The sequence below is a fragment of the Paractinoplanes bogorensis genome, assembly GCF_018829635.1.
GTDB classification, from domain to species: Bacteria; Actinomycetota; Actinomycetes; order Mycobacteriales; family Micromonosporaceae; genus Actinoplanes; species Actinoplanes bogorensis.
The window spans coordinates 715191-739733 of sequence record NZ_JAHKKG010000002.1; the positions used below are offsets into that span (position 1 = coordinate 715191).

General features: G+C 69.4%; 28 protein-coding genes. 17 read left to right on the forward strand and 11 right to left on the reverse strand.

Annotation, left to right across the window (positions count from 1 at the left end; translation table 11 throughout):
- The first annotated feature begins 81 nt into the window (after window positions 1-81).
- On the forward strand, window positions 82-1188 hold the full coding sequence (locus KOI35_RS08090) for a magnesium and cobalt transport protein CorA (RefSeq protein ID WP_215785385.1): 1107 nt from the start codon (window positions 82-84) through the stop codon (window positions 1186-1188).
- 60 nt (window positions 1189-1248) lie between these two features.
- Here KOI35_RS08090 and KOI35_RS08095 read toward each other — a convergent pair whose 3' ends face one another.
- Window positions 1249-1857 (reverse strand): hypothetical protein, encoded by a 609-nt coding sequence (locus KOI35_RS08095; RefSeq protein ID WP_308120850.1) that lies wholly within the window; start codon window positions 1855-1857, stop codon window positions 1249-1251.
- A 160-nt stretch (window positions 1858-2017) separates the two neighbouring features.
- Between KOI35_RS08095 and KOI35_RS08100 the strand changes: the two genes are divergently transcribed.
- Both KOI35_RS08100 and KOI35_RS08105 read left to right on the forward strand, forming a co-directional pair.
- Window positions 2018-2548: a peptidylprolyl isomerase gene (locus KOI35_RS08100; RefSeq protein ID WP_215785386.1), complete on the forward strand. Its 531-nt coding sequence runs from the start codon at window positions 2018-2020 to the stop codon at window positions 2546-2548.
- Window positions 2549-2610: 62 nt separating this feature from the next.
- Complete coding sequence (locus KOI35_RS08105) at window positions 2611-3516, forward strand: rhomboid family intramembrane serine protease (RefSeq protein WP_215785387.1); 906 nt, start codon at window positions 2611-2613, stop codon at window positions 3514-3516.
- Between the two features lie 13 nt (window positions 3517-3529).
- Here KOI35_RS08105 and KOI35_RS08110 read toward each other — a convergent pair whose 3' ends face one another.
- Window positions 3530-3940: a PH domain-containing protein gene (locus KOI35_RS08110; protein WP_215785388.1), complete on the reverse strand. Its 411-nt coding sequence runs from the start codon at window positions 3938-3940 to the stop codon at window positions 3530-3532.
- A 35-nt stretch (window positions 3941-3975) separates the two neighbouring features.
- Between KOI35_RS08110 and KOI35_RS08115 the strand changes: the two genes are divergently transcribed.
- Together KOI35_RS08115 and KOI35_RS08120 are read left to right on the forward strand one after the other, a co-directional pair.
- Window positions 3976-5106, forward strand: coding sequence for an acetyl-CoA C-acyltransferase (locus KOI35_RS08115; protein ID WP_215785389.1), 1131 nt, complete (start codon window positions 3976-3978; stop codon window positions 5104-5106).
- 58 nt (window positions 5107-5164) lie between these two features.
- On the forward strand, window positions 5165-5545 hold the full coding sequence (locus tag KOI35_RS08120) for a hypothetical protein (RefSeq protein WP_215785390.1): 381 nt from the start codon (window positions 5165-5167) through the stop codon (window positions 5543-5545).
- Here the strand turns inward: KOI35_RS08120 and KOI35_RS08125 are convergent.
- Both KOI35_RS08125 and KOI35_RS08130 read right to left on the reverse strand, forming a co-directional pair.
- Window positions 5542-6414 carry a transketolase family protein gene (locus tag KOI35_RS08125; protein ID WP_215785558.1) on the reverse strand — a complete coding sequence of 291 codons (873 nt, stop codon included), beginning with the start codon at window positions 6412-6414 and terminating at the stop codon, window positions 5542-5544. The genes KOI35_RS08120 and KOI35_RS08125 overlap by 4 nt on opposite strands.
- A 5-nt stretch (window positions 6415-6419) precedes the next feature.
- The gene (locus KOI35_RS08130; protein ID WP_215785391.1) at window positions 6420-7079 is read right to left on the reverse strand and encodes a thiamine pyrophosphate-binding protein; all 660 of its coding nucleotides are present in this window, start codon (window positions 7077-7079) and stop codon (window positions 6420-6422) included.
- A 46-nt stretch (window positions 7080-7125) separates the two neighbouring features.
- Between KOI35_RS08130 and soxR the strand changes: the two genes are divergently transcribed.
- Window positions 7126-7563, forward strand: coding sequence for a redox-sensitive transcriptional activator SoxR (gene soxR / locus KOI35_RS08135; RefSeq protein ID WP_215785392.1), 438 nt, complete (start codon window positions 7126-7128; stop codon window positions 7561-7563).
- Window positions 7564-7567: 4 nt separating this feature from the next.
- On the opposite strand, the gene KOI35_RS08140 is transcribed toward soxR, so the two are convergent.
- The 6 genes from KOI35_RS08140 to KOI35_RS08165 all read right to left on the reverse strand — a co-directional run bounded on the left by KOI35_RS08140 (window position 7568) and on the right by KOI35_RS08165 (window position 12668).
- Window positions 7568-7981: a VOC family protein gene (locus tag KOI35_RS08140; RefSeq protein ID WP_215785393.1), complete on the reverse strand. Its 414-nt coding sequence runs from the start codon at window positions 7979-7981 to the stop codon at window positions 7568-7570.
- A gap of 50 nt (window positions 7982-8031) precedes the next feature.
- Entirely contained in the window at window positions 8032-8442 is a 411-nt protein-coding gene (locus tag KOI35_RS08145; protein ID WP_246612646.1) for a helix-turn-helix domain-containing protein, read from the reverse strand.
- Window position 8443: 1 nt separating this feature from the next.
- Window positions 8444-9028 carry a TetR/AcrR family transcriptional regulator gene (locus tag KOI35_RS08150; protein ID WP_308120851.1) on the reverse strand — a complete coding sequence of 195 codons (585 nt, stop codon included), beginning with the start codon at window positions 9026-9028 and terminating at the stop codon, window positions 8444-8446.
- Complete coding sequence (locus tag KOI35_RS08155) at window positions 9021-9854, reverse strand: alpha/beta fold hydrolase (RefSeq protein ID WP_215785395.1); 834 nt, start codon at window positions 9852-9854, stop codon at window positions 9021-9023. The genes KOI35_RS08150 and KOI35_RS08155 overlap by 8 nt, the downstream gene beginning before the upstream one ends.
- Window positions 9855-9928: 74 nt before the next feature.
- On the reverse strand, window positions 9929-11404 hold the full coding sequence (locus tag KOI35_RS08160) for an arylsulfotransferase family protein (RefSeq protein WP_308120852.1): 1476 nt from the start codon (window positions 11402-11404) through the stop codon (window positions 9929-9931).
- A gap of 88 nt (window positions 11405-11492) precedes the next feature.
- Window positions 11493-12668, reverse strand: a complete 1176-nt coding sequence (locus tag KOI35_RS08165) for a glycosyltransferase family 4 protein (protein ID WP_215785396.1) — start codon at window positions 12666-12668, stop codon at window positions 11493-11495.
- A 25-nt stretch (window positions 12669-12693) separates the two neighbouring features.
- Between KOI35_RS08165 and KOI35_RS08170 the strand changes: the two genes are divergently transcribed.
- A complete protein-coding gene (locus KOI35_RS08170) occupies window positions 12694-13554 on the forward strand; it encodes an Fpg/Nei family DNA glycosylase (RefSeq protein ID WP_215785397.1) in 861 nt (286 codons plus the stop codon).
- 149 nt (window positions 13555-13703) lie between these two features.
- Entirely contained in the window at window positions 13704-15293 is a 1590-nt protein-coding gene (locus KOI35_RS08175) for a sugar transferase (RefSeq protein WP_215785398.1), read from the forward strand.
- A gap of 127 nt (window positions 15294-15420) precedes the next feature.
- Here KOI35_RS08175 and KOI35_RS08180 read toward each other — a convergent pair whose 3' ends face one another.
- On the reverse strand, window positions 15421-16278 hold the full coding sequence (locus tag KOI35_RS08180) for a poly(ethylene terephthalate) hydrolase family protein (protein ID WP_215785399.1): 858 nt from the start codon (window positions 16276-16278) through the stop codon (window positions 15421-15423).
- Between the two features lie 135 nt (window positions 16279-16413).
- Between KOI35_RS08180 and KOI35_RS08185 the strand changes: the two genes are divergently transcribed.
- The 9 genes from KOI35_RS08185 (at window position 16414) to KOI35_RS08225 (ending at window position 24539) form a co-directional block, all read left to right on the forward strand.
- Window positions 16414-17607 (forward strand): sensor histidine kinase, encoded by a 1194-nt coding sequence (locus tag KOI35_RS08185; RefSeq protein WP_215785400.1) that lies wholly within the window; start codon window positions 16414-16416, stop codon window positions 17605-17607.
- Complete coding sequence (locus KOI35_RS08190) at window positions 17604-18347, forward strand: LytR/AlgR family response regulator transcription factor (RefSeq protein WP_215785401.1); 744 nt, start codon at window positions 17604-17606, stop codon at window positions 18345-18347. The genes KOI35_RS08185 and KOI35_RS08190 overlap by 4 nt, the downstream gene beginning before the upstream one ends.
- Window positions 18348-18477: 130 nt before the next feature.
- Window positions 18478-18726 (forward strand): FitA-like ribbon-helix-helix domain-containing protein, encoded by a 249-nt coding sequence (locus tag KOI35_RS08195; protein ID WP_215785402.1) that lies wholly within the window; start codon window positions 18478-18480, stop codon window positions 18724-18726.
- Window positions 18726-19142 (forward strand): type II toxin-antitoxin system VapC family toxin, encoded by a 417-nt coding sequence (locus KOI35_RS08200; protein ID WP_215785403.1) that lies wholly within the window; start codon window positions 18726-18728, stop codon window positions 19140-19142. The genes KOI35_RS08195 and KOI35_RS08200 overlap by 1 nt, the downstream gene beginning before the upstream one ends.
- 133 nt (window positions 19143-19275) lie before the next feature.
- Window positions 19276-19959, forward strand: coding sequence for a response regulator transcription factor (locus KOI35_RS08205; protein WP_215785404.1), 684 nt, complete (start codon window positions 19276-19278; stop codon window positions 19957-19959).
- Window positions 19956-20960, forward strand: coding sequence for a HAMP domain-containing sensor histidine kinase (locus KOI35_RS08210; protein WP_215785405.1), 1005 nt, complete (start codon window positions 19956-19958; stop codon window positions 20958-20960). Before KOI35_RS08205 ends, KOI35_RS08210 begins: the two co-directional genes overlap by 4 nt.
- Before the next feature lie 26 nt (window positions 20961-20986).
- Entirely contained in the window at window positions 20987-22504 is a 1518-nt protein-coding gene (locus KOI35_RS08215; RefSeq protein ID WP_215785406.1) for a DUF4153 domain-containing protein, read from the forward strand.
- Between the two features lie 17 nt (window positions 22505-22521).
- Window positions 22522-22917: a DUF485 domain-containing protein gene (locus tag KOI35_RS08220; protein WP_215785407.1), complete on the forward strand. Its 396-nt coding sequence runs from the start codon at window positions 22522-22524 to the stop codon at window positions 22915-22917.
- Entirely contained in the window at window positions 22914-24539 is a 1626-nt protein-coding gene (locus KOI35_RS08225; protein ID WP_215785408.1) for a sodium/solute symporter, read from the forward strand. Before KOI35_RS08220 ends, KOI35_RS08225 begins: the two co-directional genes overlap by 4 nt.
- Window positions 24540-24543 lie beyond the last annotated feature (4 nt).

Sequence of the window (24543 nt, forward strand, 5' to 3'; positions counted from 1 at the left end):
TCAACGGACGCCCGGTGGGTATTCAGAACACCCGCCGGGCGTAGCCTCGGGCGGTTTGCTCGTCCGATGTGGGGAGGGTTCATGGTCGATCGCAACCGGAACAGGCCGTTGTCGAGAGCCTTCACCGCTCCCGTCCGGGCGATGAACCGCATCCTCGGCACCACCGACCGCCCCGAACTCGGGCCGGGCCGCGAGGCCGGCAGTGCGGTCGTCGACTGTGCGGTCTACGTGGCCGGCCAGCGCCTGCCCGGGCGGCTCACGCCGGACGAGGCGCTGCGGGTCGCCTGCGAGCGGGACGACGCGTTCGTCTGGCTCGGGCTGCACGAGCCGGCCGAGGCCGAGATGACCGCGATCGCCCACACCTACGGGCTGCACGAACTCGCCGTGGAGGACGCGGTCAAGGCCGAGCAGCGGCCCAAGCTCGAGCAGTTCGGATCGGTGCACTTCCTGGTCATGCGTACGGCCAAATACGTGCCGCACGGCGAGATCACCGAGACGTCGCAGGTGGTCGAGACCGGCCAGATGATGATTTTCGTGGGCGAGCAGTTCGTCATCACGGTCCGGCACGGCGACGCGTCCGAGATGGGTTCGGTCCGGGCCGATCTCGAGTCGAAGCGGGCCGACCTGGTCGAGCAGGGCCCGTGGGCGGTGGCCTACGCGGTGACCGACCGGGTGGTCGACCACTACGTGGCGGTCGCCGATCAGGTGGAGGCCGACCTCGACCTGATCGAGGAGGGCGTCTTCTCACGCGACCACGCGAGTCCGATTCCGGCCATCTATCAGATGAAGCGGGAACTGGTGGAGTTCCGGCGCGCGGTGGTGCCGTTGCAGCGCCCGCTGGCGATGATCGTGGCGCTGGTGCCCAAGCGGATCGGCAAATACTTCCGCGACGTGCAGGACCACCTCACCCGTACGGTGGAACAGGTCTCTTCCTTCGACGACCTGCTCAACTCGATCCTGCAGGCCCGGCTGGCGCAGGTCACGGTCGACCAGAACAACGACATGCGCAAGATCGCGGCGTGGGCGGCCATCGCCACGGTGTGGACGGCGGGCGCCGGCATCTACGGCATGAACTTCTCCTTCATGCCCGAGCTGACCTGGCAGTACGGCTATCCGGCGTGGTGGACGATCATCCTGATCGCCTCGGTGCTTCTCTACCGCGTATTCCGCCGCAGCGGCTGGCTGTAGACGGGCACCACGAAGGGCGGGTTGCCGTTAGGGGCCAACCCGCCCGATCGGGCGAAGCACTTACCGAGGGGTGTTCGGTGAGGTGCCGTTCTGTGAGCTGTACGCCTCGCGGTTCTCCGGCTCGTCGCTGTCGGCCGGCTCGAAGGCCGCGTCGTCAGCACCGGCCGGCGTCGTCGAGCTGATCGGCGCCGCGGGGTCGTACTCGTCCCACTGCGCGGCCCGGCGACGCTTGGCCGCGTAGGCCGCACCGATGCCGACCGCGGTGCCCAGCAGCGCGAAGCCGAGCAGCTTCGTGCCCTTGCGGCTCTGCTTCCGGCCGACCGCCTTGTTGGCCCGCTTCTGCAGCTTCTGGGCCGCCTTCTTGTTGGTCTTGGCGGCCTTCTTGGCCTTGCGCTTGCTCAGCTCGCTGGTCTGGCGAACGTTTTCGCTCGCCGCCGCGACCAGCGGAGTGATCGTCGCGACCGCGCTGTCCCACCCGCTCGAGGCCACGTCCTTGGCCTTGACCGCGGCCGGCTGCACCCGGTCGACCGCCGCCGTCAGCGTCGGCCCCACGGTCGCGCTGGTCTCCGCAGCCGCGAGCGACGCCGCACGCTTGAAGTGGTCAACACTCTGCCCGAGCTCGTTCTTCATCCGCCGACTGCGGTTCTTGCGGCGCATCGTCGTGAACACCAGTGCCCACCTCCGTTGTCTTCTGCCATGCATGGTGCCCTGTTTTGGTACCCCCTCGCTGCCGCTTCAGACACATGGGGGAGGATCCGAACTGCAATGCACTGTCCAATCGCCCCGCCGAGGTACGCCACGGGGCGACCGTGACACAAGAGGAGTACCCGTGGCCGAGAAGCTTTACGCCATCCTGCACACCAACCATGGTGCGATCCGCCTGCAGCTCTTCCCGGATCACGCCCCGGCGACTGTGCGCAACTTCGTGGAGCTCGCCGAGGGCACGAAGGACTACACCGACCCGCGCACCGGCCAGAAGGGCAGCGGGCCGTACTACGACGGCACGATCTCGCACCGGGTCATCGCGGGCTTCATGATCCAGCTGGGCGACCCGACCGGCACCGGCCGCGGCGGCCCGGGCTTCCAGTTCGGTGACGAGTTCCACCCCGAGCTGTCGTTCGACCGGCCGTACCTGCTCGCCATGGCCAACGCCGGGCCGGGCACCAACGGCTCGCAGTTCTTCATCACGGTCGCGCCGACCCCGCACCTGAACCGTCGCCACTCGATCTTCGGCCAGGTCGCGGACGAGCAGTCGGCCAAGGTCGTCGACTCGATCGCCACCACCGCGACCGGCCCGGGCGACCGCCCGCGCGAGGACGTCACGGTCGAGCGTGTGGAGATCGAGCGCGTCAACGACTGAGAGTTTCCTGACGGCGGTCTCCGCCGCGCTGGAAAGAGACTCGTTGAAGTACCGTTGATGTTATGAGTGAGGCTCCCTCGACGGCTCCGGTCTGCTACCGCCATCCGTCGCGGGAGACCTACATCCGGTGCACGCGGTGCGACCGGCCGATCTGCCCCGATTGCATGAACGAGGCGTCGGTCGGTCACCAGTGCCCCGAGTGCGTGGCCGAGGGCAAGCGCACCCAGCGCCAGGCCCGCACGGCGTTCGGCGGCAGCGCGATCGGCCGCAACGGCTACGTCACCCGCGCCCTGATCGCGATCAATGTCGTGGTGATGGTGATCTCGGCCGCGGTCGGCGGTGTGCGTGCGATCGCCGGGTCGGGCGGCTGGTTCGGCCTGATGGGCAGCCAGACCGAGGTCACTCTCTGGTCCTCGGTGCTGGGCTACGCGACGTACGGCGGAGAAGCGCACGGCATCGCCGCCGGTGAATGGTGGCGCCTGGTCACCGCGATGTTCGTGCACTACGGCGTGCTGCACCTGCTGCTCAACATGATGTTGCTCTGGCAGCTGGGCCGCTATCTCGAAGAGAAGCTGGGCCCGCTGCGCTTCGCCGCGCTCTATCTGCTGGCCGGCATCGGTGGCAACGTGGCGGCGTACCTCTTCACGCCGCAGAACGCGCAGGCCGCGGGCGCCTCGACCTCGATCTTCGGTCTGGTCCTGGCGATGATCGTGGTCAACCGCCGGCTGCGGCTCGACATCAGCCAGCTGATCCCGCTGCTCGTGGTCAACCTGATCTTCACGTTCAGCATCCCGAACGTCTCGATCGCCGGTCACATCGGCGGTCTGGTGGTCGGCGGGGCGGTCGCTTTCGTTCTCGCGTACGCCCCCACGAAGCGCCGAAGTCAGATCCAGGCGCTCGGTTGTGCCGCCGTCTTCGTGGTGCTCATAGTCGCCGCCGTGCTCCGAACCCAGGCGATCCTGGGCTAAGCCGGACTCAGAGCTAAGCCGGGCTCACGCGCAGGTCGGCCAGCGCGGTGGCCACCTCGTCCGGGAGTTCGCCCAGGTCGTTCGCGCTGAACAGGTAGATCGCGTCGCCCGCGTCCACCTCGAGGAACTCGCTGCGCAGGCCACGGTGGCTGCGCCGATCGACCCGGATGCGCTCGATCTGGCCCCAGCCGAGGTGACGCCGGCCCAGGAAGCCGGTCACCACCGTCACGCCCTCGGCGTCGGCGGCCAGGCGCACCGGCCGCACCACGTCGCGCAGGGCCCACACCAGCAGCGCCAGCACGAGCACGGCCGCCAAGATCCAGCGCACCGGGTCGTAGCCCGCGAAGGCGACCGCGGCCACCGCCACGGCGACCGCGGCGATGACTTTGCTGACCGGAAGAACAGGCTTGATACGCCACTGCATCGCACCACTATGGCAGTTCGGGCTACCTTCGACGTATGCGTGATGCGGTGATCGTCGGAGCGGTCCGGACCCCGATCGGCCGGCGTAAGGGCGGGCTGGCCGAGGTACACCCGGTGGAATTGTCGGCGCACGTGCTGCGGGCGCTGGCCGAGCGGACCGGCTTCGACCCGGCCGACGTCGACGACGTGATGTGGGGCTGCGTGTCCCAGATCGCCGAGCAGTCGTGGAACATCGGGCGCAACGCCGTGCTCGCGGCCGGCTGGCCCGAGGCGGTGCCCGGCACGACCATCGACCGGCAGTGCGGGTCGAGTCAGCAGGCGCTGCACTTCGCCGCCGCGACGGTGATCTCGGGGCAGGCCGATCTGGTGGTGGCCGGCGGCGTCGAGTCGATGACCCGGGTGCCGATGGGCTCGACCGGGCAGGGCGCCGACCCGTACGGGGAAAGCATTCGGAATCGCTATGGCGTCGACTCGTTCAACCAGGGTGTGGGCGCCGAGATGGTGGCCGAGCGGTGGGGGTTCTCCCGCACCCAGCTCGACGAATACGCGCTGACCAGCCACGCCGCGGCGGCCCGGGCCCAGGATGCCGGCGAGTTCGACGCCGAGATCGAGCCGCTGGCCGGCGTGAAGCAGGACGAGGGCATCCGCCGCGACTCGACGCTGGAGAAGCTGGCCGGGCTGAAGACGCCGTTCAAAGACGGTGGCGTGGTCACCGCGGGGTCGGCCTCGCAGATCTCGGACGGCGCGGCCGCGCTGGCCGTCACCACCTCGGAGTGGGCCGCCGCGCACGGACTGCGTCCGCTGGCCCGGGTACACACGGCCGTGATCGCCGCCGCCGACCCGGTGATCGTGCTGACCGCGCCCATCCCGGCCACGGCCAAGGTGCTGGCCCGAGCCGGTCTCAAGATCGACGACATGGGTGTGTACGAGGTCAACGAGGCGTTCGCGCCGGTGCCGCTGGCCTGGCTGGCCGAGACCGGCGCCGACCGCTCCCGGATGAATCCGCGCGGCGGGGCGATCGCCCTCGGTCACCCGCTCGGAGCATCCGGCGCGCGCATCATGACGACGATGTTGCACCACATGCGACAGTCCGGCATCAGGTATGGCCTGCAAACGATGTGTGAGGGCGCCGGCATGGCCAACGCCACGATCGTCGAGGCGTTGTAATTCCACATTCACCGCCCGGTGGCAGCGACTTAGCCGAACGGTCGCCGTTAAACGCCACATGGACGTGTTCAACAGCACAACCAGTGGCGGCCACCGGACGATCCTCGAGCGCTGCGTCGAGCCCGGCGACGAAGCGGTGCTGGTCGCACCGTGGGAGCAGGGCAACCTGATGCTCACCCGGCGTCGCCTCGTCGTCACCCGCAAGGCCGGGATGCTGCGCCGCAAGAGCATGCACCTGAACGCGACGTTCGCGCACTTGAGCAACGTCAGCTGGAATGTGGACGCCCGGAACCGGCTCGAGGTCAGTTTGACCGCGATTGACGGCGTACGGGAAAGGTTTGTTCTTCGCCTGGCTTCTCCCGATCAGGTGCGTGAGGCCGAGGAATGCCTGCGCAGCGTGGTGAGCCCGCGCCGGGAAGATTTCGCCGCCGCGGCTTAAAGCGCCAGGAACTGCCCGATCGATGCGCGCAGTCCGGCAGCGTCGAGGCCGTGGGCCCGGGCGTGATCGCGCCAACCGCCGTAGTTGCGGACCTCGTGGCGACCGACCCCGAGATGCGTCACGCGATGCGGCCGGCCCTCGAGGGCGGCACTCACCGCGGCCGCCGACGTGCCGGCCAGATAGGGCTCGACCAGCACGACATCGCTCTCGGTGAGCGCACGCAGGCCTTCGGCGTCGAACGGGCGCGGCATGTTGGTGTAGGCGACCGTGACATCGAGGCCGGACGTCGCCTCGAGCACCGGGTCGAGCATCGGACCCACCGCCACGACCAGCGGACCACCGCGACGCAACACCCGCAGACGACCGCCGCCGGGATAGGCCCGGTCGTTCTCCTGCTCGCTCAGCCGCACGTAGACCCGGTCGTCGTGCCGGGCCGCCTCGCGCAACATGGCCGGCACCTCGTCCCGATGGCCGGGGACGTGCACGGTCCAGCCCTCGAGCGTATCGAGCAGGGCGACGTCGCCGGGCGACTGATGGGTGTAGCCCTCCTCCGACGCGTCGTACGAGCCGCCGATGGTGACCACGACCGCGCCCGCGTCCTGGTGGCCGAGATCGAGCTTCAGTTGTTCGTACGCCCGATCCACCGCGAACGGGGCGTACGAGTGCAAAAACGGACGCAGCCCGGTGAGCGCAAGCCCACCCGCGACGCCGGCCATCAGCGCCTCCCGGATACCCACGTTGAGCACCCGGTCGGGATGCCGGTCGCGGGCACTTCTGAAGGAATCGGCGGAGATGTCGGCCAGCACCAGCGCGGTCCGCGGATCCTCGTCGAGCAGGTCGGTCGTGGTGGCGACGAACGTATCGCGCATCATGGTCAGCTCCCCTTCTGGGCGACGGTCGCCACGATCAGGTTGGGGCGGTCGTGCCTCGGTCGCAGGGCCAGTTCCAGGCGGTCCCGGTCGCGGCCGTCCACAACCGACACGTCCCAGCCCGGGAAGCGGGCCGCGATGCCGCCCGGCCAGCCGTGCGTCGACGACCGGTTGTCGATGACGATCGCGGTGATCGGCAGACGGGTGGCCGCGGCGTAGGCGATGGCCTCGTGGTTGGACCCCTCGTCGAGTTCGGCGTCACCGAGGAGCACGAAGGTTCGCGTACGGGTGAAGCCCTGGGCGCGCAGCCCGAGAACCATGCCGACGCCCAGCCCGAGACCGTGCCCGAGCGATCCGGTGCCGACCTCGACGCCCGGGATCAGGACGCGGTCGGGGTGGTGGCCGAGTGGACTGTTCCACCGGCCCAGGTCGTCGAGCCACGACTCGGGGAAGAACCCCTTCGCGGCCAGCACGGCGTAGTAGGCGGCCGGCCCGTGCCCCTTGGAGAGCAGGAATCGGTCGCGGTCGGGCGCGTCGGCGGTCTCCGGGCTGATCCGCAGGATGCGGTCGTAGAGAACCCACAGCACATCGAGCGTCGAATGGGCGCTCGGCGCGTGCTTCTCGTCGCCGGTGATGCGGTGCAGCAGCTCTGCTGTCGCTGTCATTACGCTAGGGTGCAAGTTGAAGTTCACTTCAACTCAAGGGACCCCAATGGAGACGCTCACCATAGGTGACTTCGCCGCCCGGAGTGGGGTGGCGCCGTCGGCTTTGCGGTATTACGAGCGCGAGGGACTGATCCGCTCGACCCGGACGACCGGCAACCAGCGCCGCTACGAACGGGCCGAACTGCGGCGGGTCGCCTTCATCCGGATCGCCCAGCAGGTCGGCGTCTCCCTCGACGAGATCCGGGCGGCGCTGGCCGAACTGCCCGAGAACCGCACGCCGACCCGGGCCGACTGGGCCCACCTGTCCGACCGGTGGCGGCACCGGCTCGAAGAGAAGATCGCCCTGATGCAGCGTCTGCGGGACGACCTGACGGGCTGCATCGGCTGCGGATGCCTGTCGCTGCACCGCTGCAAACTGATCAACCCGAATGACTCGCTCGCTCTCGAGGGGCCCGGCGCTCGGATCCTGCTCGAGCCGCGTTAGGCCCCTAACTCTTTCCCTGCTGCAACACCCGGATCGCATTGCCGAACGGGTCGCGCAGGCCCATGTCGGTGCCGTAGAAGTGATCGGCCGGCTCCTGGGTGAAGTCGGTGAAGCCCTGCGCCTTGAGCGACTCGTAGAGCCCCCGTACGTCGTCGGTGTTGAGCACCAGGCCGCTCAGGGCGCCCTTGGCGACGAGCTCGCGGATCTGCTCGGCGGTCGCGTCGTCGTGCATGGGCGGGCCGGGCTGCTCGAGCGAGATCTCGGTGCCGTCACCGCCCGGGACGCGGACGGTGAGCCAGCGGTAGGAACCCTGGGTGACGTCGTTGCCCTTCTCGAGGCCGAGCTTGCCGACGTAGAAGTCCAAGGCCTCGTCCTTGTCGAGGACGTAGATGGAGGTGACGTTCAGCTTCGTGATCATGCGATTCCCCTTTCCCCGCCACAGGCTAGGGGCAGCCTGCCGGTGATCGCTTATCCAAAACTGCTGGACGGCCGGTTGTACGCCATCAGGACGCACGAGGGAACCCCGTCCAGCCGGTACGCCCGTCGGTAGGCGGACGGCGTCTGGCCGACGATCCGCCGGAACGTGCGGCTGAAGGTGCCGAGGCTGGTGAAGCCCACATCGCAGCAGATGTCGGTGACGCTCCGGTCGGTCCGGCCCAGCAGGAACATCGAGCGTTCGATACGCCGGCGTTGCAGGTAGCGGTGCGGTGTCTCGCCGAAGGTGGCCCGGAAGCAGCGGCTGAAGTGGGCCGGCGACAGGAAGGCGACGGCCGCGATGGCCCGTACGTCGAGGGGTTCGGCGTAGGCCCGGTCGATCGCGTCGCGGGCGCGCAACAGCCGCCGATTGAGCTGCTCAACCTCCCGACTCACGCCGGTCATGCTAGGTCAGGCGGCCATACGTCGGCTTCGTGGTCAGGCCTCGGTCGATGAAGTCGACTATCCAGTTGAAGCTCTCGTCGACGTCGGTGTCCATTTCGAAGCCGCCCGCGGCCTGGATCGTCGCGAAGCCGTGGAAGAGGCTGCGCAGCAACCGCAGCGCGTGCACGGTGTCGGCCGGGTCGATGTCGTAGCCGATCAGGACCGCGGCCAGCGATTCGAGCACCCGCCCGCCCGCGATGGCCAGCGGATCGTCCGGCCCGGTCACGGCGAGGCGTACCGTGGCCGCGTACCGCCCGGGGTGTTCGATGATGTAGTTCCGCATGGTGTGCGCCGCCGCGGCCAGGGCGTCGCGCCCGGATCGGCCCTGCAACGCGGAGCGCAGCTGGTCGCCCAGTTCCTCGGCCACCAGCAGGGCGATCCGCCGGTTGAGGTCGGCCTGCGAGTCGATGTGCTTGTAGAGCGACGGCGCCCGTACGCCGAGCCGCTCGGCCAGCGCCCCCATGGTCACGTTGGCCAGCCCGACCTCGTCGGCCAGCCCGGCCGCGGCGAGGGTCACGGCGGCCGGGTCGAGTCCGGCCCTAGGCACGGGCGTACGCCTTGAGGAACGGGAGCAGCCGGGCGACGGTCTCGTCCGGGAACTGGGTGTGCGGGTAATGGCCGGCCCCCTCGATCACCTCGAGCTGCCCGAGACCGGCCGCCAGCTCAGCCACGATCGCCTCCCCCTCGGCCCGCGGGCTGACCCAGTCGGGGTCGAGTGAACCTTCGATGATCAGCACCGGGCAGCGCACGTTGCCCAGCTGCGCCCCGGCGTCGGTGGCCGGCGTCTGACCCATCTTCTGCAGCGCCTTCATCCGGCCCGGCTCGGCCAGGCTGTCCGCGTTGCGCCGCAGCTGGTTGTCCCAGTCGGCCGGCTTGCGCCCGGGGAAGGCCAGGTCGAGGTAGCGGTGCCACCACTTCACGCTACCCAGCACGGCCATCAGGCCCAGCCGCGTCATGCCCGACCGGTAGGACTTCACCCGCAGGTCACCCAGTTGGAACGCCAGCTTGCGGGTGAACGGCGCGATCTCGACGATGCCCTCGATCAGCTCGGGGGCCTGCGCGGCGGCCACGGTGGCGGCGCCGCCCGAGATCGACTGCCCGACGATCACTGCCGGTCCGCCCAAGTGACGCACCACCGCGAGAAGATCACCGGCGATGTCCGTACGCGTGTAGGACGGCCAGACGGCGCTCGACTCGCCGCAGCCGCGCAGGTCGACGTTGGCGACCCGGTAGCCGGCGGCGACCAGTTGCGGGACGACGAAGCGGTAGGACTCGCGGGTGTCGCCCATGCCGTGCGCGAGCACGACCAGCGGCCCCGCCCCGGTCACCTCGTACGCGATCGTGCCGCCGTCGATTTTCAGGAACTCGGTCATGACTGCCTCCAGGCTTGGCTAATTCCGTTAGCTAAAAGCTAATGGCGTTAGCCAAGCCTGTCAACTGTGATCTGTCAGACCCGCACCGGAATGGCCGACGACGTGCCGAGAACCTTCCCGCTCGCGTCCAGCGCCTCGGCCACCACGTACTCGGGCGTGCCGGGCACCGTCAGGGTCGTCTCGAAGCCGGCGTACGCCTCCTCGACCTGGCCGCCCGCCGAGCCGCCAGGCTGGGTGAACCACTTGGCCCGCCAGCGCGCCACCCGGGTCGCACCGTTCCAGCTGGTCGAGACGATCACGTTGCCGCCGTCGACCCGCAGGCCCAGCGCGGGCTGGTCGAGCGGCTCGCCGGCCCACTCGGCCTTGTAGGCGCGGTAGGACTGGTTGTCGAGCGGCAGGTGCCCGGCGAACCGCACGCTCCCGTCGGCGTTGTGCTCGGTGAAGTGCGGCATCTGCCCCCAGCCGACGAACGAGCCACCGTCGGCCAGTTCGCGGAAGCTGCCCTGTGTGGGTGCGGAGAGCCGGTCGGGGTGCAGGTACTCGGCGACGAACGTGGTCGTCCTGGCCGCCTCGTCCACCTTGAACACCACGCCGCGCGAATACTCCTTCTCCTTGGTCACCCCGGCGCCGTTGTCGAACAGCCCGTACGAGCCGTCCCGTCGCTGCCGGAAGTCGTGCTGCCAGGAGAACTTCGTCCGCTCGTCGACCTCGATGTCGGACTTCTTGCCACCGATCCGCCAGACGATGTCACCGCTCTTCCGGTCGATCTTGTAGGCGCACCAGGTGTGCCGGGCCGAGGCGATGATGTTGCCGTCGGCCGCCAGCCCGACCGAATTGGCGTGGAAGTAGTCGTACGGGAGATGGGCCGAATCGCCCTGGGGCAACGGCGCGTACGACTCGTCCAGGCCCACGTGCTCACTCGACCTCCACTCGAAGACCTTGCGGCCGGTCGCGATGTCGATCTCCTGGATCACGCCGTCGTGCAGCACACCGTCCTCGGGACCGCCGAGCGCGCTGAGGTCGTACGGAATCGGGTCATAAACCCAGAAAAGCGCGGTGTTCTGCGGTGTGATCACCAGATCGTGCTGGTCGGCCTGCTCGGTGCCGGCCGCGCGGATGCGGGTGATCTCCCGGTACGACTGGTCGGCGATCACGAACTCGCCCTGGCCGACGCCCTGGCCGCCGGTGCCCCCGATGGTTCCCTCCCACCAGGTCAGCACGGGCTTGTTCCGGTACCGCTGGGCCTTGAGGTCGATCGCGACGGTGGCCGGGTCGGGCACCTTCTTGAACCAGACCGGCGAACCCTTCTCGTCGACGATCAGCGGACCCCAGAGGCCGGTTCCCGAGGCCGGGGTGAGAAAGACGGAACCGGCCACCGTGCCGTTAGCGGCCACGGTGATCGTGACGTCGGGCAGCGTGCGGAGATCGGGGCGGGAACGGTATTTCGGATCACCGGCCGGGGTCGCCGCCGCGTCATCGGGGACGGCAGCCGGTTCGTCGTCGCGGCCGAGGGCATAGCCGATGCCACCGCCGACGAGGCCGGTGAGCACGGCGCCACCCGCGCCGATAAGGACATTTCGCCTGGTAGTGCGGGGGGATTCACTCACGTACCCGAGCGTTCCCCGGGCCGGACAAGATCTACCTATACAGATGATCAGAGTTTGCTGTGAGGCTGGTGTAGATCTCGATCAGCCGCGGGGTCAGCACCCGCGGGTGGAACCGGCTCAGATAGCGGGCCCGGGCCGACGACGCTCTCGCCACGGCCTGGTCCCGAGCGATCGGCAGGGCCGCGGCCAGTGCCTCGGGCTGCGGCGGGACGACCCAGCCGGCGTCGTCGCCGACCAGGTAGGGGATGCCACCGACGTCGGTTCCGAGGACCGGCCGGCCGGACGACATGGCCTCGAGGATCACCGTCGGCAGCACGTCGTTCCAGGTCGGCACGGCCACCACGACGGCCGCGTCGGTGCGCGCCTTCCGCATCCCCTCGCGGTCGAGCACGCCGAGGTAGGTGACGTCGGAGCGTTCGGCCGCCACCTGCTCGGCCAGCGGCCGCAACTCGCCGTCACCGGCGATCCGCAGCGGGCCGAGCGAGCCGTCCGGGTGCCGGCGCCACGCGTCGAGCAGCAGCTCCAGGCCCTTCTCGGGGGACAGGCGAGCGCCGTACAGGAAACCCTCACCCAGCGGCTCGGGTTCGCCCGGGTCGGGCAGGCCGTTCGGCTTGACCACGATGTGCTCGTCGGCGATCCCGTAGTCGCGCAGGTGAGCGGCGATCCGGTCGGTCAGCGCGATGAACCGGTCGACCGAACGCCAGGTCGGGCGGTGCACGGCCAGGGTGGTGGCCATCAGGGCACTCTGCGCGGCCGAGCCCCGATAGCAGCGGTGCTTGATCGCGGGCAGGCCGATCAGCCTGCCCCGGCAGTCCTGGCAGTTGTGGCCGTCGCGGAAATAAAGACCGGACGAGCACACCTGCCGGTAGTTGTGAACCGTCTGGATCACCGGTACGCCGTGCTTGTGCGCTGTTTTCACGACCCAGGGCGAGAGCAGCGGGTACGGGTTGTGCAGGTGCAGCACGTCCGGCCGCTCCCGGTCGAGCAGGTCGGCGAGGTCGCGCTGGGCCGCCCGGCCATAGATCGGCGACAGCGGCAGCAGCGCCTTCTCGGCCAGCGGCAGCTCGCCGATCGAGTCGGAGCTGCGCTGGAACGGCAGCACCTCGACCCCCGCCTCGCGGAGCTGGGCGATCTCGGTGTCCACGATGACGTTCTCGCCGGAGGGGATCGCTTCCCGATAGCGGTTGTGCGCAACGACGACCTTCACGGTTTTTAACGCTACCGTTGACCACGTGCCCGAACTCCCTGAGGTCGAGGCGCTCGCGGCCTATCTGCGTGAGCGCGCGGTCGGCCACACCGTGCAGCGCTTCGAGGTGTCCTCGTTCAGCGCGCTGAAGACCTACGATCCGCCCGCCTCGGCCATCGCCGGGCTGCCGATCACCTCGGCCGGCCGGCACGGCAAGTTCCTCGACATCGGGCTCGGCGATGACATTCACCTGATCATCCACCTGGCCCGGGCCGGCTGGCTGCACTACCGCGACGCGTTCAAGTCGCCCGCCCCGCTCAAGCCGGGCAGCGGGCCGATCGCGATCCGGGTGCGCCTCGACGACGAGTCCGGGTTCGACCTGACCGAGGCCGGCACCCAGAAGTCCCTGGCGGCTTATCTCGTACGGGATCCGAACCAGGTCCCCGGTGTTTCCCGGCTCGGCCCCGACGCACTGGCGGTGTCGCGCGACGAGTTCGCCGCCCGCCTCAAGATCCGCAGCGGGCAGGTCAAGGGCGTGCTGGTCGACCAGGAGGTACTCGCGGGCATCGGCAATGCCTACTCCGACGAGATCCTGCACGTGGCGAAGATGTCGCCGTTCGCGCTCACCGGCAAACTGACCGACGAGCAGATCGACACGCTGTATGCGGCCATGCGCGAGGTCGAGACCGATGCCGTTGCACGCTCGGTAGGCATGAAGGCGGCCGAGCTCAAGGGCGAGAAGCGAGCCGGCCTGCGCGTCCACGCCCGCACGGGCCTGCCGTGCCCGGTCTGCGGCGACACTGTCCGTGAGGTCTCGTTCGCCGACAAGAGCCTGCAGTACTGCGCGACCTGCCAGACCGGGGGCAAGCCGCTGGCCGATCGACGCCTGTCCAAGTTGATCCGATAGCGGCGCATCGGTCACGCTACGTGCACGGTAGGGAAAGCGGGCGCTACGTCCGCTTCTTTCCGCCCGATCCATCGGTATAGTGGCCCGGTCCCACGTTTCCGCGGCGCGGTTGTCCGTCCAAACACGTTGCGGTGCGTAATCTTTTCCGGATGCGGGAGGACTCAGGCGAGGTGACCGCTGGCCTGCATCACCCGGTTACCGACAGCAGCCGGAGCAAACCCGTGCCGTACGACAGCTTCGAGTGGCAGCAGGAGCCGCCACCGAGCAACGGCGTTCCCCGATCGGCCTGGACGCGTCAGCACAAACGCCTGTCGCGCTGGCACCGGCCGTACACGCTGGTCCTCGTCTTCCTCGATCTGATCTCGGTGGTGCTGGCGAGTCATCTGGCCGCCACCTACATCGAGAAGTCGCGGTCCGGTTTCTACGGCCGCAGCCTCGGTTTCCTGCACAACGAGCAGCTGTTCATTTTCTTCGCGTACGTGGTTCTCCCGCTCGGCTGGCTCGTCCTGCTCTGGGCCAACGGCACCTACGATCGCCGCTACCTGGGTCTGGGCAGCGAAGAGTTCAAGCGCATCGTGCGCACCTCGGTCACCATCGTGGCCTGCGTGTCGCTGCTCGCGTTCGCCACCAAGGCCCCGCTCTCGCGTGGCACGGTCGCCGCGGTCTCGCTGATGGGCGTCGGTTTCCTGCTCATCGGCCGGGTCGCCGCCCGCCAGGTGCTGCACTTCGCCCGGCGCAAGACCGGCCACGGCGCCCACCGCATGGTTCTGGTCGGCACGCTGCCCGAGGCCCTCGAGGTCTACACCGCGGTCACCCGCAGCCCCGCCGCCGGCCTGATCCCGGTCGCCATTCACATAACCGATGGCTACGCGGCCGCCCGCGGCATCGAGACGCCGGTGCCGGTCTACGCCGCCCGCGACGTGCTCTCGCTGGTGCGCGAGGTCGGCGCCGACACGATCGCGGTCTGCGGCTCGGCCAGCGCCGAACCGGGCGAACTGCGCCGGCTGGCCTGGCAGCTCGAGGGCACCGGCGTCGACCTGGTCGTCGCCCCCCAGCTCACCGACATCGCCGGCCCCCGGGTGCACATCCGCCCGATCGAGGGCCTGCCGCTGCTGCACGTCGAGGAGCCCACGCTCTCCGGTCCCGGCTGGCTGGTCAAGAACCTGCTCGACCGGGTCGCCGCCGGCCTCGGTCTGCTGCTGATCAGCCCGATCCTGCTGGCCATCGCGATCGGCATCAAGCTCTCCGACCCCGGCCCGGTCTTCTTCCGCCAGCCCCGCGTCGGCCACGAGGGCCGCACGTTCCGGGTGTGGAAGTTCCGCACGATGTACGTGGATGCCGAGGAGCGCAAGCGCACGCTGGAGGAGCTCAACGAGTCCGACGGCATGCTCTTCAAGATGAAGAACGACCCGCGGATCTTCTCGTTCGGGGCGAAGCTGCGGGCCACCTCGCTCGACGAACTCCCCCAGCTGATCAACGTGCTCAAGGGCGAGATGTCGCTGGTCGGGCCGCGCCCGCTGCCCGCCGACGACGGCGACTATCTGGGTGACGTGCGCCGCCGCCTGCTGGTGCGCCCCGGCATCACCGGCCTGTGGCAGGTGTCCGGCCGGTCCGATCTGAGCTGGGACGAGGCCGTACGCCTGGACCTGTACTACGTCGACAACTGGTCCCTGACGTACGACCTCGGAATCCTCTGGCGAACGATCTTCGTGGTCCTGAAACGTAAAGGCGCTTACTAACGCGATCGCCGCCGGTGAGTTGGCAACCGGTTTTTCGACGCCCGCGGGGTTTGCGGGTGGCGGAAAACCGGCTGCCAACTCAGCGGTTACAAGGCGACCGCCGCGGAGCGAAGCGGAGCCAGCAGGCTCAGCTGTACGGGCAGGTAGAGCGCCACTCCTGGATGGCCGAGCCGCTCGGGTTCGGGCACAGGAACTGGTCGTAGCGGGTGTCGTCGTCGATGAAGCGCTTGAGCCACGAAATGCTGTACTTCGCGACCGTCACGTTGGTCGAGGTCGGCGCCGAGTGTGAGGCGTTGTTCAGTTCCAGGTACGCCTTGTCGGCGGTGCTGGGCAGGCTGGTGTAGAACGGCTCGGCGTGCGAGCTCACCGGCGCCGTGCTGTCGTTCTCGGCCCCGATGATCAGCGTGGGCACCCGGTCACTCGACCAGCTCTTGGTGCCGTGCCACGGGGTCATCGGGATGGCCGCCTGCAGCGATGGCCGCGACACCGAGGCCGACAGACTGCCGCCGCCGCCCATCGAGTGCCCCATGACGCCCAGCCGGGAGGCGTCGATCCGGGTGCGGATGCTGCTCGTACGGGTCAGGTAGTCGAGCGCGGCCAGCAACTGCGTTCCGCGGCTGGCCGGCTGGTCGAGGGTGCTCAGCGTGTCGATCGTGATGATCACGAAGCCCTGCGAGGCGAGCCGGGGGCCGAGCCACGAGACGCTGGACTGTGAGGCGGTGAACCCGGGCGAGATGGCCACGGCGCCGAACGTCCCCGCCGTCGTACTGGTGGGGTAATAGATCGTGCCGCCGCCGAAACCACTGACGGAGGACCGGGCGACGGTGGTCTGGCTGATCGCGAAGGAGCCTCGCGACGCCTCGATGGTGCTGGTGGTGGGGGCGGGACCGCGCTCGTAGGGGTTGGCGGCGAGGGCCGGTGCGGCGGGTGACGCCGTCACGAGGGCGCCGGCCAGAACGGTGGCGGCCAGGAACTTACTGAACATGGGCACTCTCCCTGAGGGTGGTTGGGGATGAGCTCGCCATATATCGACTTGTTTAAATTGTTGATCGGTTTGTTACTACGGGGTAATCCCAGTTGGCACCCTGCCAATACGCTATGACCGCCTACTATCTGCTGCGTGACCGGACAGGTGGGCAGTGTGCTGGCGGTCCTGGCCGTCCTAGCTGCTCTCGCCGCCGCCGTGCTGGCCGTCATCCGGCTGCGCGCCCGCCGCGGCATCGCCACCGCCATGCAGCGAGCGACCTACGACGTGCTGCACACCGCTGCCCTCGCCGCCGAACCTTTGCGTGCCGGCCTCAGCCCGAACACCGCGGCCAAGGCGGCCCGCCCCCTGCGCACCCTGATCGGCGCGGCCGGCCTGACGATCACCGACCACGAGCGTTGCCTGGCCTTCGACGGTCGCGGCAGCCACCACAGCGACCAGTTCACCGCCGCCGCCGTACGGGCTCTGGAAGCGCAACGCTCGATCGTGCTCTCCGCCTCCGACCTGCCGTGCGACCTGGTCGACTGCATCGTGCGCGGCGCCGTGGTGGCCCCCCTGTCGAGCCCCGACGGCCGGGCCGCCGCCGCACTGGTGGCCGTGGCCGACGACCAGCCCGCACCCGGCCTGGTGCAGGCGACGCTCGAGACCGCGCGCTGGGCCGGCTCACAGCTCGCGCTGGCCGAACTCGACTCGTCCCGCGAACGTCTGGCCAAGGCCGAGGTGCGAGCGCTCCGGGCCCAGATCAGCCCGCACTTCATCTACAACGCGCTCACCGCGATCGGCTCGTTCGTCCGTACCGACCCCGAGCGGGCCCGCGAGCTCATCCTCGAGTTCGCCGAGTTCACCCGATACTCGTTCCGCGCCCACGGCGACTTCACGACGCTGGCCGAGGAGTTGCGCTCGATCGACCGCTATCTCACGATCGAGCGGGCCCGGTTCGGAGACCGTTTGCAGGTACGCCTGCAGATCGCCCCCGAAGTGCTGCCGGTCGGGCTGCCCTTCCTGTGCCTGCAGCCGCTGGTCGAGAACGCCGTCCGCCACGGCCTGTCACGTAAGCCCGGCGTCGGTATGGTGAGCATCGAGGCCCAGGACGCCGGCGCCGAATGCCACATCACGGTCGAAGACGACGGGGTCGGCATGGATCCGGCGGTGTTCGCCGCCGGCATGCCCGAGACAGACGACGGGCAGCACGTGGGCCTGGCGAATGTGGACGAGCGACTGAGATCGGTCTTCGGCGACCACTTCGGCCTGGTGGTCGAGACAGCGCCCGGAGCCGGCACGAAGGTGAGCATGCGAGTTCCCAAGTTCCACCCGGGCGTACGGGCATGAGCCTGGTCGTGCTCGCGGTCGACGACGAGCCGCCCGCCCTGGACGAGCTGGCCTACCTGCTCAACGCCGACGGCCGGGTCGCCCACGTGCACCGGGCGGGCGACGCCACCGAGGCGCTGCGGGTGCTGCGCGACACCGAGGTCGACGCGGTGTTCCTCGACATCCGCATGCCCGGCCTGGACGGCATGGAACTGGCCCGCATCCTGCGCCGCTTCGCCCGCCCACCGGCGATCGTCTTCGTCACCGCCTACGACGACGGCGCCGTGGACGCCTTCGACCTGGGCGTCACCGACTACGTCCGCAAGCCCGTACGAGCCGAACGCCTGGGCGAATCTCTGCGCCGGGTGGCCGGCTCCCGCGTGATCCCTGCGTCCGCGCCCACCCCGCCCACCGACGAGCCCGCCATCCCGGTCGAGCTGGCCGGCACCACCCGCATGCTGCCGCGCTCGTCGGTCCGCTGGGTCGAGGCCCAGGGCGACTACGCCCGCCTGCACACGTCAGAGGCTTCCCATCTCGTACGCGTCTCGTTGGCCACCCTGGCCGAACGCTGGGCCGACGCCGGTTTCGTCCGCATCCACCGCTCCTACCTGGTGCAGATCCGCCTGATCGCCGAGCTACGCCTGACCACATCCGGCTACGTGGTCTCGGTCGACGGCATCGAGCTCCCGGTAAGCCGCAGACACACCCGAGAACTCAAGGATCGCCTGATCAGAGCGGCCAAACACGACTGGACCCGCTAGCCATACACAGCCAATCCACACCGTTGTCCACAGCCCAGCATGGTTTTCCACAGAGTTATCCACAGGCAGATGGGGACAAAATCGGTGTGCGCTAGCATTGCTATCAACCATTGGTGACGAGGAGACGACGATGGCGGCCCTCAGCATCCGAGATCTGGATGATTCCGTACGAGAGAAGCTGCGTCTCCGGGCCGCCCGCAACGGCCGCTCCATGGAAGCTGAAATCCGCCTGATCCTTACCGCAGCCGCTACCGAGGATGAACGCCCCCGGAACGACCTGTTCAGCGCGTTGACCGAACGATTCGGGCGGCTCGGCGGTGTGGATCTGGATGTGTCGGACCGAACCACCCCGCCCCGTTCCGCGGACTTCGACGACTGATGATCGTCCTCGACACCAGCGTCGTCTCTGAACTCATGCGCGTGGCCCCGGCTCCGGCCGTGCTCACCTGGCTGCAGCAAACTTCCAGCACTGGCCTCTACACCACGTCGGTCACCGTCGCCGAGATCCGCTACGGCATCGCGCGGCTCCCCGACGGCCGGCGCAAACACGATCTGCACCAGGCCGCCAACGAGATTTTCGCCGCCTTCCCGCGCCAGGTCCTGTCGTTCGACCTCGCCGCCGCCACCGCCTACGCCGACCTGGTCGCGGGACGCGAACGTGACGGAAACCCGATCAGCGGATTCGACGCGCAGATCGCGGCCATCTGCCGATCCCAGGCCGCAACGCTCGCCACCCGCAACGGTAAGGACTTCGTCGACACCGGCATTGCCGTCGTCGACCCATGGCAGCGGTAAGAGCGGGGATCTCCACAGGTCGTTCACAAAGTCACCGCCCTGCCTGCACGGGGGATCAATAAGCTCACCGCCGAAGCGGCCGGTGAGTCACGGGGGCGCACCGGCCGCCTCTACCACCGAAGGAGGTGCGGGCGTGGAGACTGAGCGGCGCGTTCTCGTCGTCGAGGATGAGCGGACCATCGCGGAAGCCGTTGCGGCCCGGCTGCGGGCCGAAGGCTTCGTGGTCGAGGTGGCCGGCGACGGGCCGTCTGCGGTCGCGGCCGCGCGACGGACGCCGCCGGACGTCATCGTGCTCGATGTCATGCTGCCGGGCTTCGACGGGCTCGAAGTCTGCCGGCGCATTCAGGCCGAGCGGCCCGTGCCGATCCTCATGCTCACCGCCCGCGACGACGAGACCGATCTGCTCGTCGGGCTGGCCGTCGGCGCCGACGACTACATGGTCAAGCCGTTCTCGATGCGCGAGCTGGCCGCCCGCGTGCACGCCCTGCTGCGGCGCGCGCAGAAGGGGCAGGAGACCCGGGACGACAAGATTCTGCGGTTCGGGGATCTCGAGATCAACCAGTCCGAGCGCCGGGTATTGCGCGGCGGGGTCGAGGCGCATCTGACGCCGACCGAGTTCGACCTGCTCGTGCATCTGGCGGCCCACCCCCGTACGGTGCTTCCCCGCGAACGCCTCCTGGCCGACGTCTGGGGCTGGGCCGACGCGTCCGGCACCCGCACGGTCGACAGTCACATCAAGGGACTTCGCCGCAAACTCGGGTCCGACCTCATCCGTACGGTGCACGGGGTGGGTTATGCCCTCGAGGTGCGCAAATGAGAGGCCTGCCGCGACCGCTCGACCCGGTGCGGTCGATCAAGATGAAGATCATCATGGTGCTGCTGGCCGGCGGCCTCAGCGGTCTTCTCTGGTTCTATCTGTGGCTGGGCTGGTTCCCGATCTGGACCGGCGTCACCGCGACCGTCATCGGCGTCACGATCGTGCAGTTCCTGGCCCGCGGCATGACCTCGCCGCTGCGCGAGATGACCTCGGCGGCCCGGGCGATGGCGCAGGGCGACTACGACCGGCGGGTTCGGGCGACCTCGGCCGACGAGGTGGGCGAGCTGGCCGTCGCGTTCAACCAGATGGCGGCCGACCTGGCCGCGGCCGACCGGCAGCGACGCGAGCTGATCGCCAACGTCTCGCACGAACTGCGGACGCCGATCACCGCGTTGCAGGGCCTGCTCGAGAACATCGTCGACGGCGTGGCCAAGGCCGAACCCGAGATGATGCAGACCGCGCTGGCTCAGACCGAGCGGCTCGGCCGGCTGGTCACCGAACTGCTCGACCTGTCCCGCATCGACGCCGGCGTGGCACCGCTGAAGCGCCGGGCGATCGACGTGCGGACGTTCCTCGACGGCGTGGTGCGCGAGGCCGAGGTCAACGCGGCCGGCGCCGGGCGCGACGTCCGGTTCAAGGTCGCGTCGGCCGCGATCGTCGTGCCGGGTGACCGCGAGCGGTTGCACCAGGTCTTCGCCAATCTGCTCGACAACGCGGCCCGGCACAGTCCGCCCGGCGGCACCGTGCAGGTGCGCGCCGAGCGCCGCGACGAGCATGTGCTGATCGCCGTGGCCGACGAGGGCGAGGGAATTCCGCCCGAGGAGCGCGACCGCGTCTTCGAACGGTTCACCCGCGGCGAGCGGCCCGGCGGGGGCGGCACCGGCCTCGGGCTGGCCATCGCCCGCTGGGTCGTCCAGCTGCATCACGGCACGATCGCCGCCGTCGATCCCGAGCACCCGGGCTGCGAGATCCACGTAACGCTTCCGCTGATCAGCAAGTAAGAGCAACCCGAAAGCTGAGGTCCGAAATGTCGATAGCCCCTGCCCAAAAACAGGTCTTTCCGCCGCTGCACGGCCCGTGGCCCGCGACTGCCCCGTGGGGACGTCAGTGGATCGGTCCGGGCCGCCCGGCCTCGATCGTGACGGTCGCGTCGGTCGCGGGGGCCGCCGCCATCGCCGCGCTGAGCCTGCCGCTCGACCGGGCCGGCGTGGGTTGGCTGGTCACCGCGATCGCCGCCATGGCCGCGGTGTTCATAGCCGACGTGGCCAAGACCCGTGGCCCCCAGCCCCTGGTGACTCACCGCCGGGGAAACGTCAGAACCGAACAACTTGCCTGGGCCCTGGCCACGGTCGCTCTACTCGCCGTCGGCACGTTCCGCTCCGCGGGCTGGCTCTACGCCCTGTGCGTGGTGGTGGCCACCCTCACCGCCGCCCTCGCGCTGGCCGGCGGCCGCTCGATGCGCAGCATCTTCGTGGCGTACACGATGCCGTACATCGCCGCCTTCCGAGCCGTGCCGTGGCTGGCCCGCGGCCTACCGCGTAAGGGAAACGTCCGCATCCTGACCACCGCCCTCGTCTCGGCGGTCCTGCTCCTGGCCTTCGGCTCCCTGCTGGCCTCGGCCGACGCCCGGTTCGCGACCGCGCTGGAACGACTCGTCCCCGACCTGGGCGTGGACACCGTGTTCCGGTGGATCTTCCTGGGCGGGTTCACGGCGATGGCGGTCGGCGGTGCCGCGTTCCTCCGGGTCGCCCCGCCCGATTTGTCCAAGCTGGACCGCACCGAGGGCCGCAAGGTGCACCGCTGGGAGTGGGCCGTCCCGCTGAGCCTGCTGACTGCGCTGTTCGCCGCGTTCGTGGCCGTCCAGATGATCAACACGGAGATGCAGGGATACGCGAGCGAGGCGCGCAGCGGATTCTGGCAGCTCAGCTGGGTCGTCGGCCTGACCCTGCTGGTGCTCGCAGGAGCCGCCCGCTGGGCTCCCCGCCAGGGACGGACCGACCGTCTGCTGATCCGGATCGTCCTCGGCGCGCTGACCGCGCTCACCCTGGTCATCGCCGCGACCGCGATCCAGCGCATCGTCCTCTACACGAATGAGTACGGCCTGACCCGCCTGCGGCTCCTGGTCTTCTGCTGCGAGCTGTGGTTCGTGTTCGTGCTGCTCCTGGTGCTGATCGCGGGCCGCCGCATCCGGGCGCCGTGGCTGCCCCGGGTGGCGATCGCGGCCGGTGTCGGCGCCCTGATCGCCCTGGCCGTGGCCAACCCGGACGGGATGATCGCCGAGCGCAACGCGCAGCCGAACGGCGACCGCCCGATCGACCTGAGCTACCTCGGCGACCTTTCCCCGGACGCCGTTCCCGCGCTGACCAAGGCCGACGGGTTGACCGAGGAGCAACTGCTCTGCGTGCTCGGCCGCCTCAACACCGGCCTGGTGACGACCAGCGACGACTGGCGCAGCTGGAGCCTGGGCCGGCAGCAGGCCCGGGTGCTGATCGCGACTCACGGAAACCCCACCTTCGACTGCACCCCCTTGACATCGGGCCGCTGACGGCCAGACTCCCGGTCATGACCACCGACGACGCAGCGGGCACGACCCCCCGGCGTACGCGTGTGGTGCTGGGCGAGGCCGCGGCGGCACGACGCCCGGCCGACCGCGCCCGATCCGACCTCGCCGAGCAGACACCGGTCGGCGAGGCGCTGGTCAAGGGATTGATGCGGGCCCAGCTCGCCCTCGCCCTCCGGCTCGCGCTGGTGGTGGTGACCGGGCTGGGCGCGCTCCCGCTGCTGTTCGCGGTCGCGCCGGGCGTGGGCGGGGTCAAGGTCTTCGGCGTTCTGCTGCCGTGGCTGCTGCTCGGCGTGTTCTCGTTCCCGTTCCTGATCGGCGTGGGCTGGGCCTACGTGCGCTGGGCGGAACGTAACGAGCAGGACTTCGAGGCCCTGATCAGACGGCCCGAACAGTGAACCCTTACCTGGTCCCGAGCCTGATCGTCGTCATCCTGGTCACGGTCGGGATCGGCGTGTACGGCCTGCGGTTCGCCCGCACCACGTCCGACTTCCTGGTCGCGTCGCGGTCGGTGAGCCCGTCGTGGAACGCGGCCGCGATCAGCGGCGAATACCTGTCGGCGGCGTCGTTCCTGGGTGTGGCCGGCCTGATCCTGCGCTACGGCGTCGACGTGCTCTGGTATCCGGTCGGCTTCGCCGCGGGCTATCTGGCCCTGCTGCTCTTCGTGGCCGCGCCGCTGCGCCGGTCGGGTGCCTTCACGCTGCCCGATTTCTGCCAGGTACGCCTCGGCTCGCCCCTGCTGCGCACCCTGGCCAGCGTCTTTGTCGTCTTCATCGGCTGTCTCTACCTCGTCCCCCAGTTGCAGGGTGCGGGGCTGACCTTCACCACCGTCGCCGGCGGCTCGTACGCATGGGGCGCCCTGCTGGTCGGCGTCGTGGTGACCGCCAACGTGGCCCTCGGCGGCATGCGCGCGATCACCTTTGTGCAGGCCTTCCAGTACTGGCTCAAGCTGACCGCGCTGGCCGTCCCGGTGATCTTCCTGGCCCTGCAGTGGCAGTCCGACGGTCGTCCGCCGGTCACGCCCGAGCCTGGCGCGACCTTCCCGGCCGCCACCACGGTGGTGCTCGAGCAGGACGCGGTGGTCGACGGCGTTCCCTTCGAAAAGGGGCAGCAGCTCAGCTACGACGAGGGCGCTCCCGTGCCGCGGGTGAGCACTGTGGACGCCACGTTCGGCCCGGACTGGCTGCTGCCCGGCGGCGACGACGGCACCCTTTTCACCACCTATTCCCTGATATTGGCGACGTTCCTCGGCACGATGGGTCTGCCCCACGTGCTGGTCCGTTTCTATACGAATCCGGACGGCGCCTCGGCCCGCCGCACCACCCTGGTCGTGCTCGGCCTGGTCGGCGCCTTCTATCTGCTGCCCACCCTCTATGGCGTGCTCGGCCGCATCTACACCCCGCAGTTGCTGATGACCGGCCGCACCGACGCCGTGGTGTTACTGCTGCCCGAGGCCGCTCTCGGCGGCGGTCATCTCGGCCGGTTACTCGGCGCCCTGGTCACCGCGGGCGCACTGGCCGCCTTCCTCTCCACCTCGTCCGGCCTGCTCACCAGCGTGGCCGGGGTGGTCTTCACCGACGTGCTGCGGGCCGGCCGGAGCGGTTCGGTCCGCGATTTCCGCCTGGCCACCGTTCTGGCCGCATCAGTGCCGATTCTTCTTTCCCTGTACGTCTCCAACATGGACGTCTCGCGGGTGGTGGGCCTCGCGTTCGCCGTCGCCGCCTCCAGCTTCTGCCCACTACTCGTGCTCGGCATCTGGTGGCGGCGGTTGACCGACGTCGGCGCGGTGGCCGGAATTCTGGCCGGGGGCGGCGCGTCGATGGCGGCCGTGTTGATCACCGTGCTCGGCCCGCCCCTGGACGGCTGGGTCGCCGACGCCGTGGGTCAGCCCGCCGCCTGGACCGTCCCGCTGGCCTTCCTGGTGATGATCGTCGGCTCGCTCCTGACCAGCCGGCGGGTCCCGCCCGATGTCGGCGCGACCATGCTGCGACTGCACGCTCCGGAGTCCCTGCGGGTGTGATTTG

Excerpts from the sequence above, each read along its gene's own strand:
- KOI35_RS08215 (WP_215785406.1), top strand. The coding sequence starts at position 20,987 with ATGTCGATAGCCCCTGCCCAAAAACAGGTCTTTCCGCCGCTGCACGGC.
- KOI35_RS08130 (WP_215785391.1), bottom strand. The coding sequence starts at position 7,079 with ATGACAGCGACAGCAGAGCTGCTGCACCGCATCACCGGCGACGAGAAG.
- soxR (WP_215785392.1), top strand. The coding sequence starts at position 7,126 with ATGGAGACGCTCACCATAGGTGACTTCGCCGCCCGGAGTGGGGTGGCG.
- KOI35_RS08120 (WP_215785390.1), top strand. The coding sequence starts at position 5,165 with ATGGACGTGTTCAACAGCACAACCAGTGGCGGCCACCGGACGATCCTC.
- KOI35_RS08220 (WP_215785407.1), top strand. The coding sequence starts at position 22,522 with ATGACCACCGACGACGCAGCGGGCACGACCCCCCGGCGTACGCGTGTG.
- KOI35_RS08145 (WP_246612646.1), bottom strand. The coding sequence starts at position 8,442 with ATGACCGGCGTGAGTCGGGAGGTTGAGCAGCTCAATCGGCGGCTGTTG.
- KOI35_RS08125 (WP_215785558.1), bottom strand. The coding sequence starts at position 6,414 with ATGCGCGATACGTTCGTCGCCACCACGACCGACCTGCTCGACGAGGAT.
- KOI35_RS08115 (WP_215785389.1), top strand. The coding sequence starts at position 3,976 with ATGCGTGATGCGGTGATCGTCGGAGCGGTCCGGACCCCGATCGGCCGG.
- KOI35_RS08210 (WP_215785405.1), top strand. The coding sequence starts at position 19,956 with ATGAGAGGCCTGCCGCGACCGCTCGACCCGGTGCGGTCGATCAAGATG.
- KOI35_RS08190 (WP_215785401.1), top strand. The coding sequence starts at position 17,604 with ATGAGCCTGGTCGTGCTCGCGGTCGACGACGAGCCGCCCGCCCTGGAC.
- KOI35_RS08180 (WP_215785399.1), bottom strand. The coding sequence starts at position 16,278 with ATGTTCAGTAAGTTCCTGGCCGCCACCGTTCTGGCCGGCGCCCTCGTG.
- KOI35_RS08110 (WP_215785388.1), bottom strand. The coding sequence starts at position 3,940 with ATGCAGTGGCGTATCAAGCCTGTTCTTCCGGTCAGCAAAGTCATCGCC.
- KOI35_RS08140 (WP_215785393.1), bottom strand. The coding sequence starts at position 7,981 with ATGATCACGAAGCTGAACGTCACCTCCATCTACGTCCTCGACAAGGAC.
- KOI35_RS08200 (WP_215785403.1), top strand. The coding sequence starts at position 18,726 with ATGATCGTCCTCGACACCAGCGTCGTCTCTGAACTCATGCGCGTGGCC.
- KOI35_RS08155 (WP_215785395.1), bottom strand. The coding sequence starts at position 9,854 with ATGACCGAGTTCCTGAAAATCGACGGCGGCACGATCGCGTACGAGGTG.
- KOI35_RS08175 (WP_215785398.1), top strand. The coding sequence starts at position 13,704 with ATGCGGGAGGACTCAGGCGAGGTGACCGCTGGCCTGCATCACCCGGTT.
- KOI35_RS08090 (WP_215785385.1), top strand. The coding sequence starts at position 82 with ATGGTCGATCGCAACCGGAACAGGCCGTTGTCGAGAGCCTTCACCGCT.
- KOI35_RS08105 (WP_215785387.1), top strand. The coding sequence starts at position 2,611 with ATGAGTGAGGCTCCCTCGACGGCTCCGGTCTGCTACCGCCATCCGTCG.
- KOI35_RS08195 (WP_215785402.1), top strand. The coding sequence starts at position 18,478 with ATGGCGGCCCTCAGCATCCGAGATCTGGATGATTCCGTACGAGAGAAG.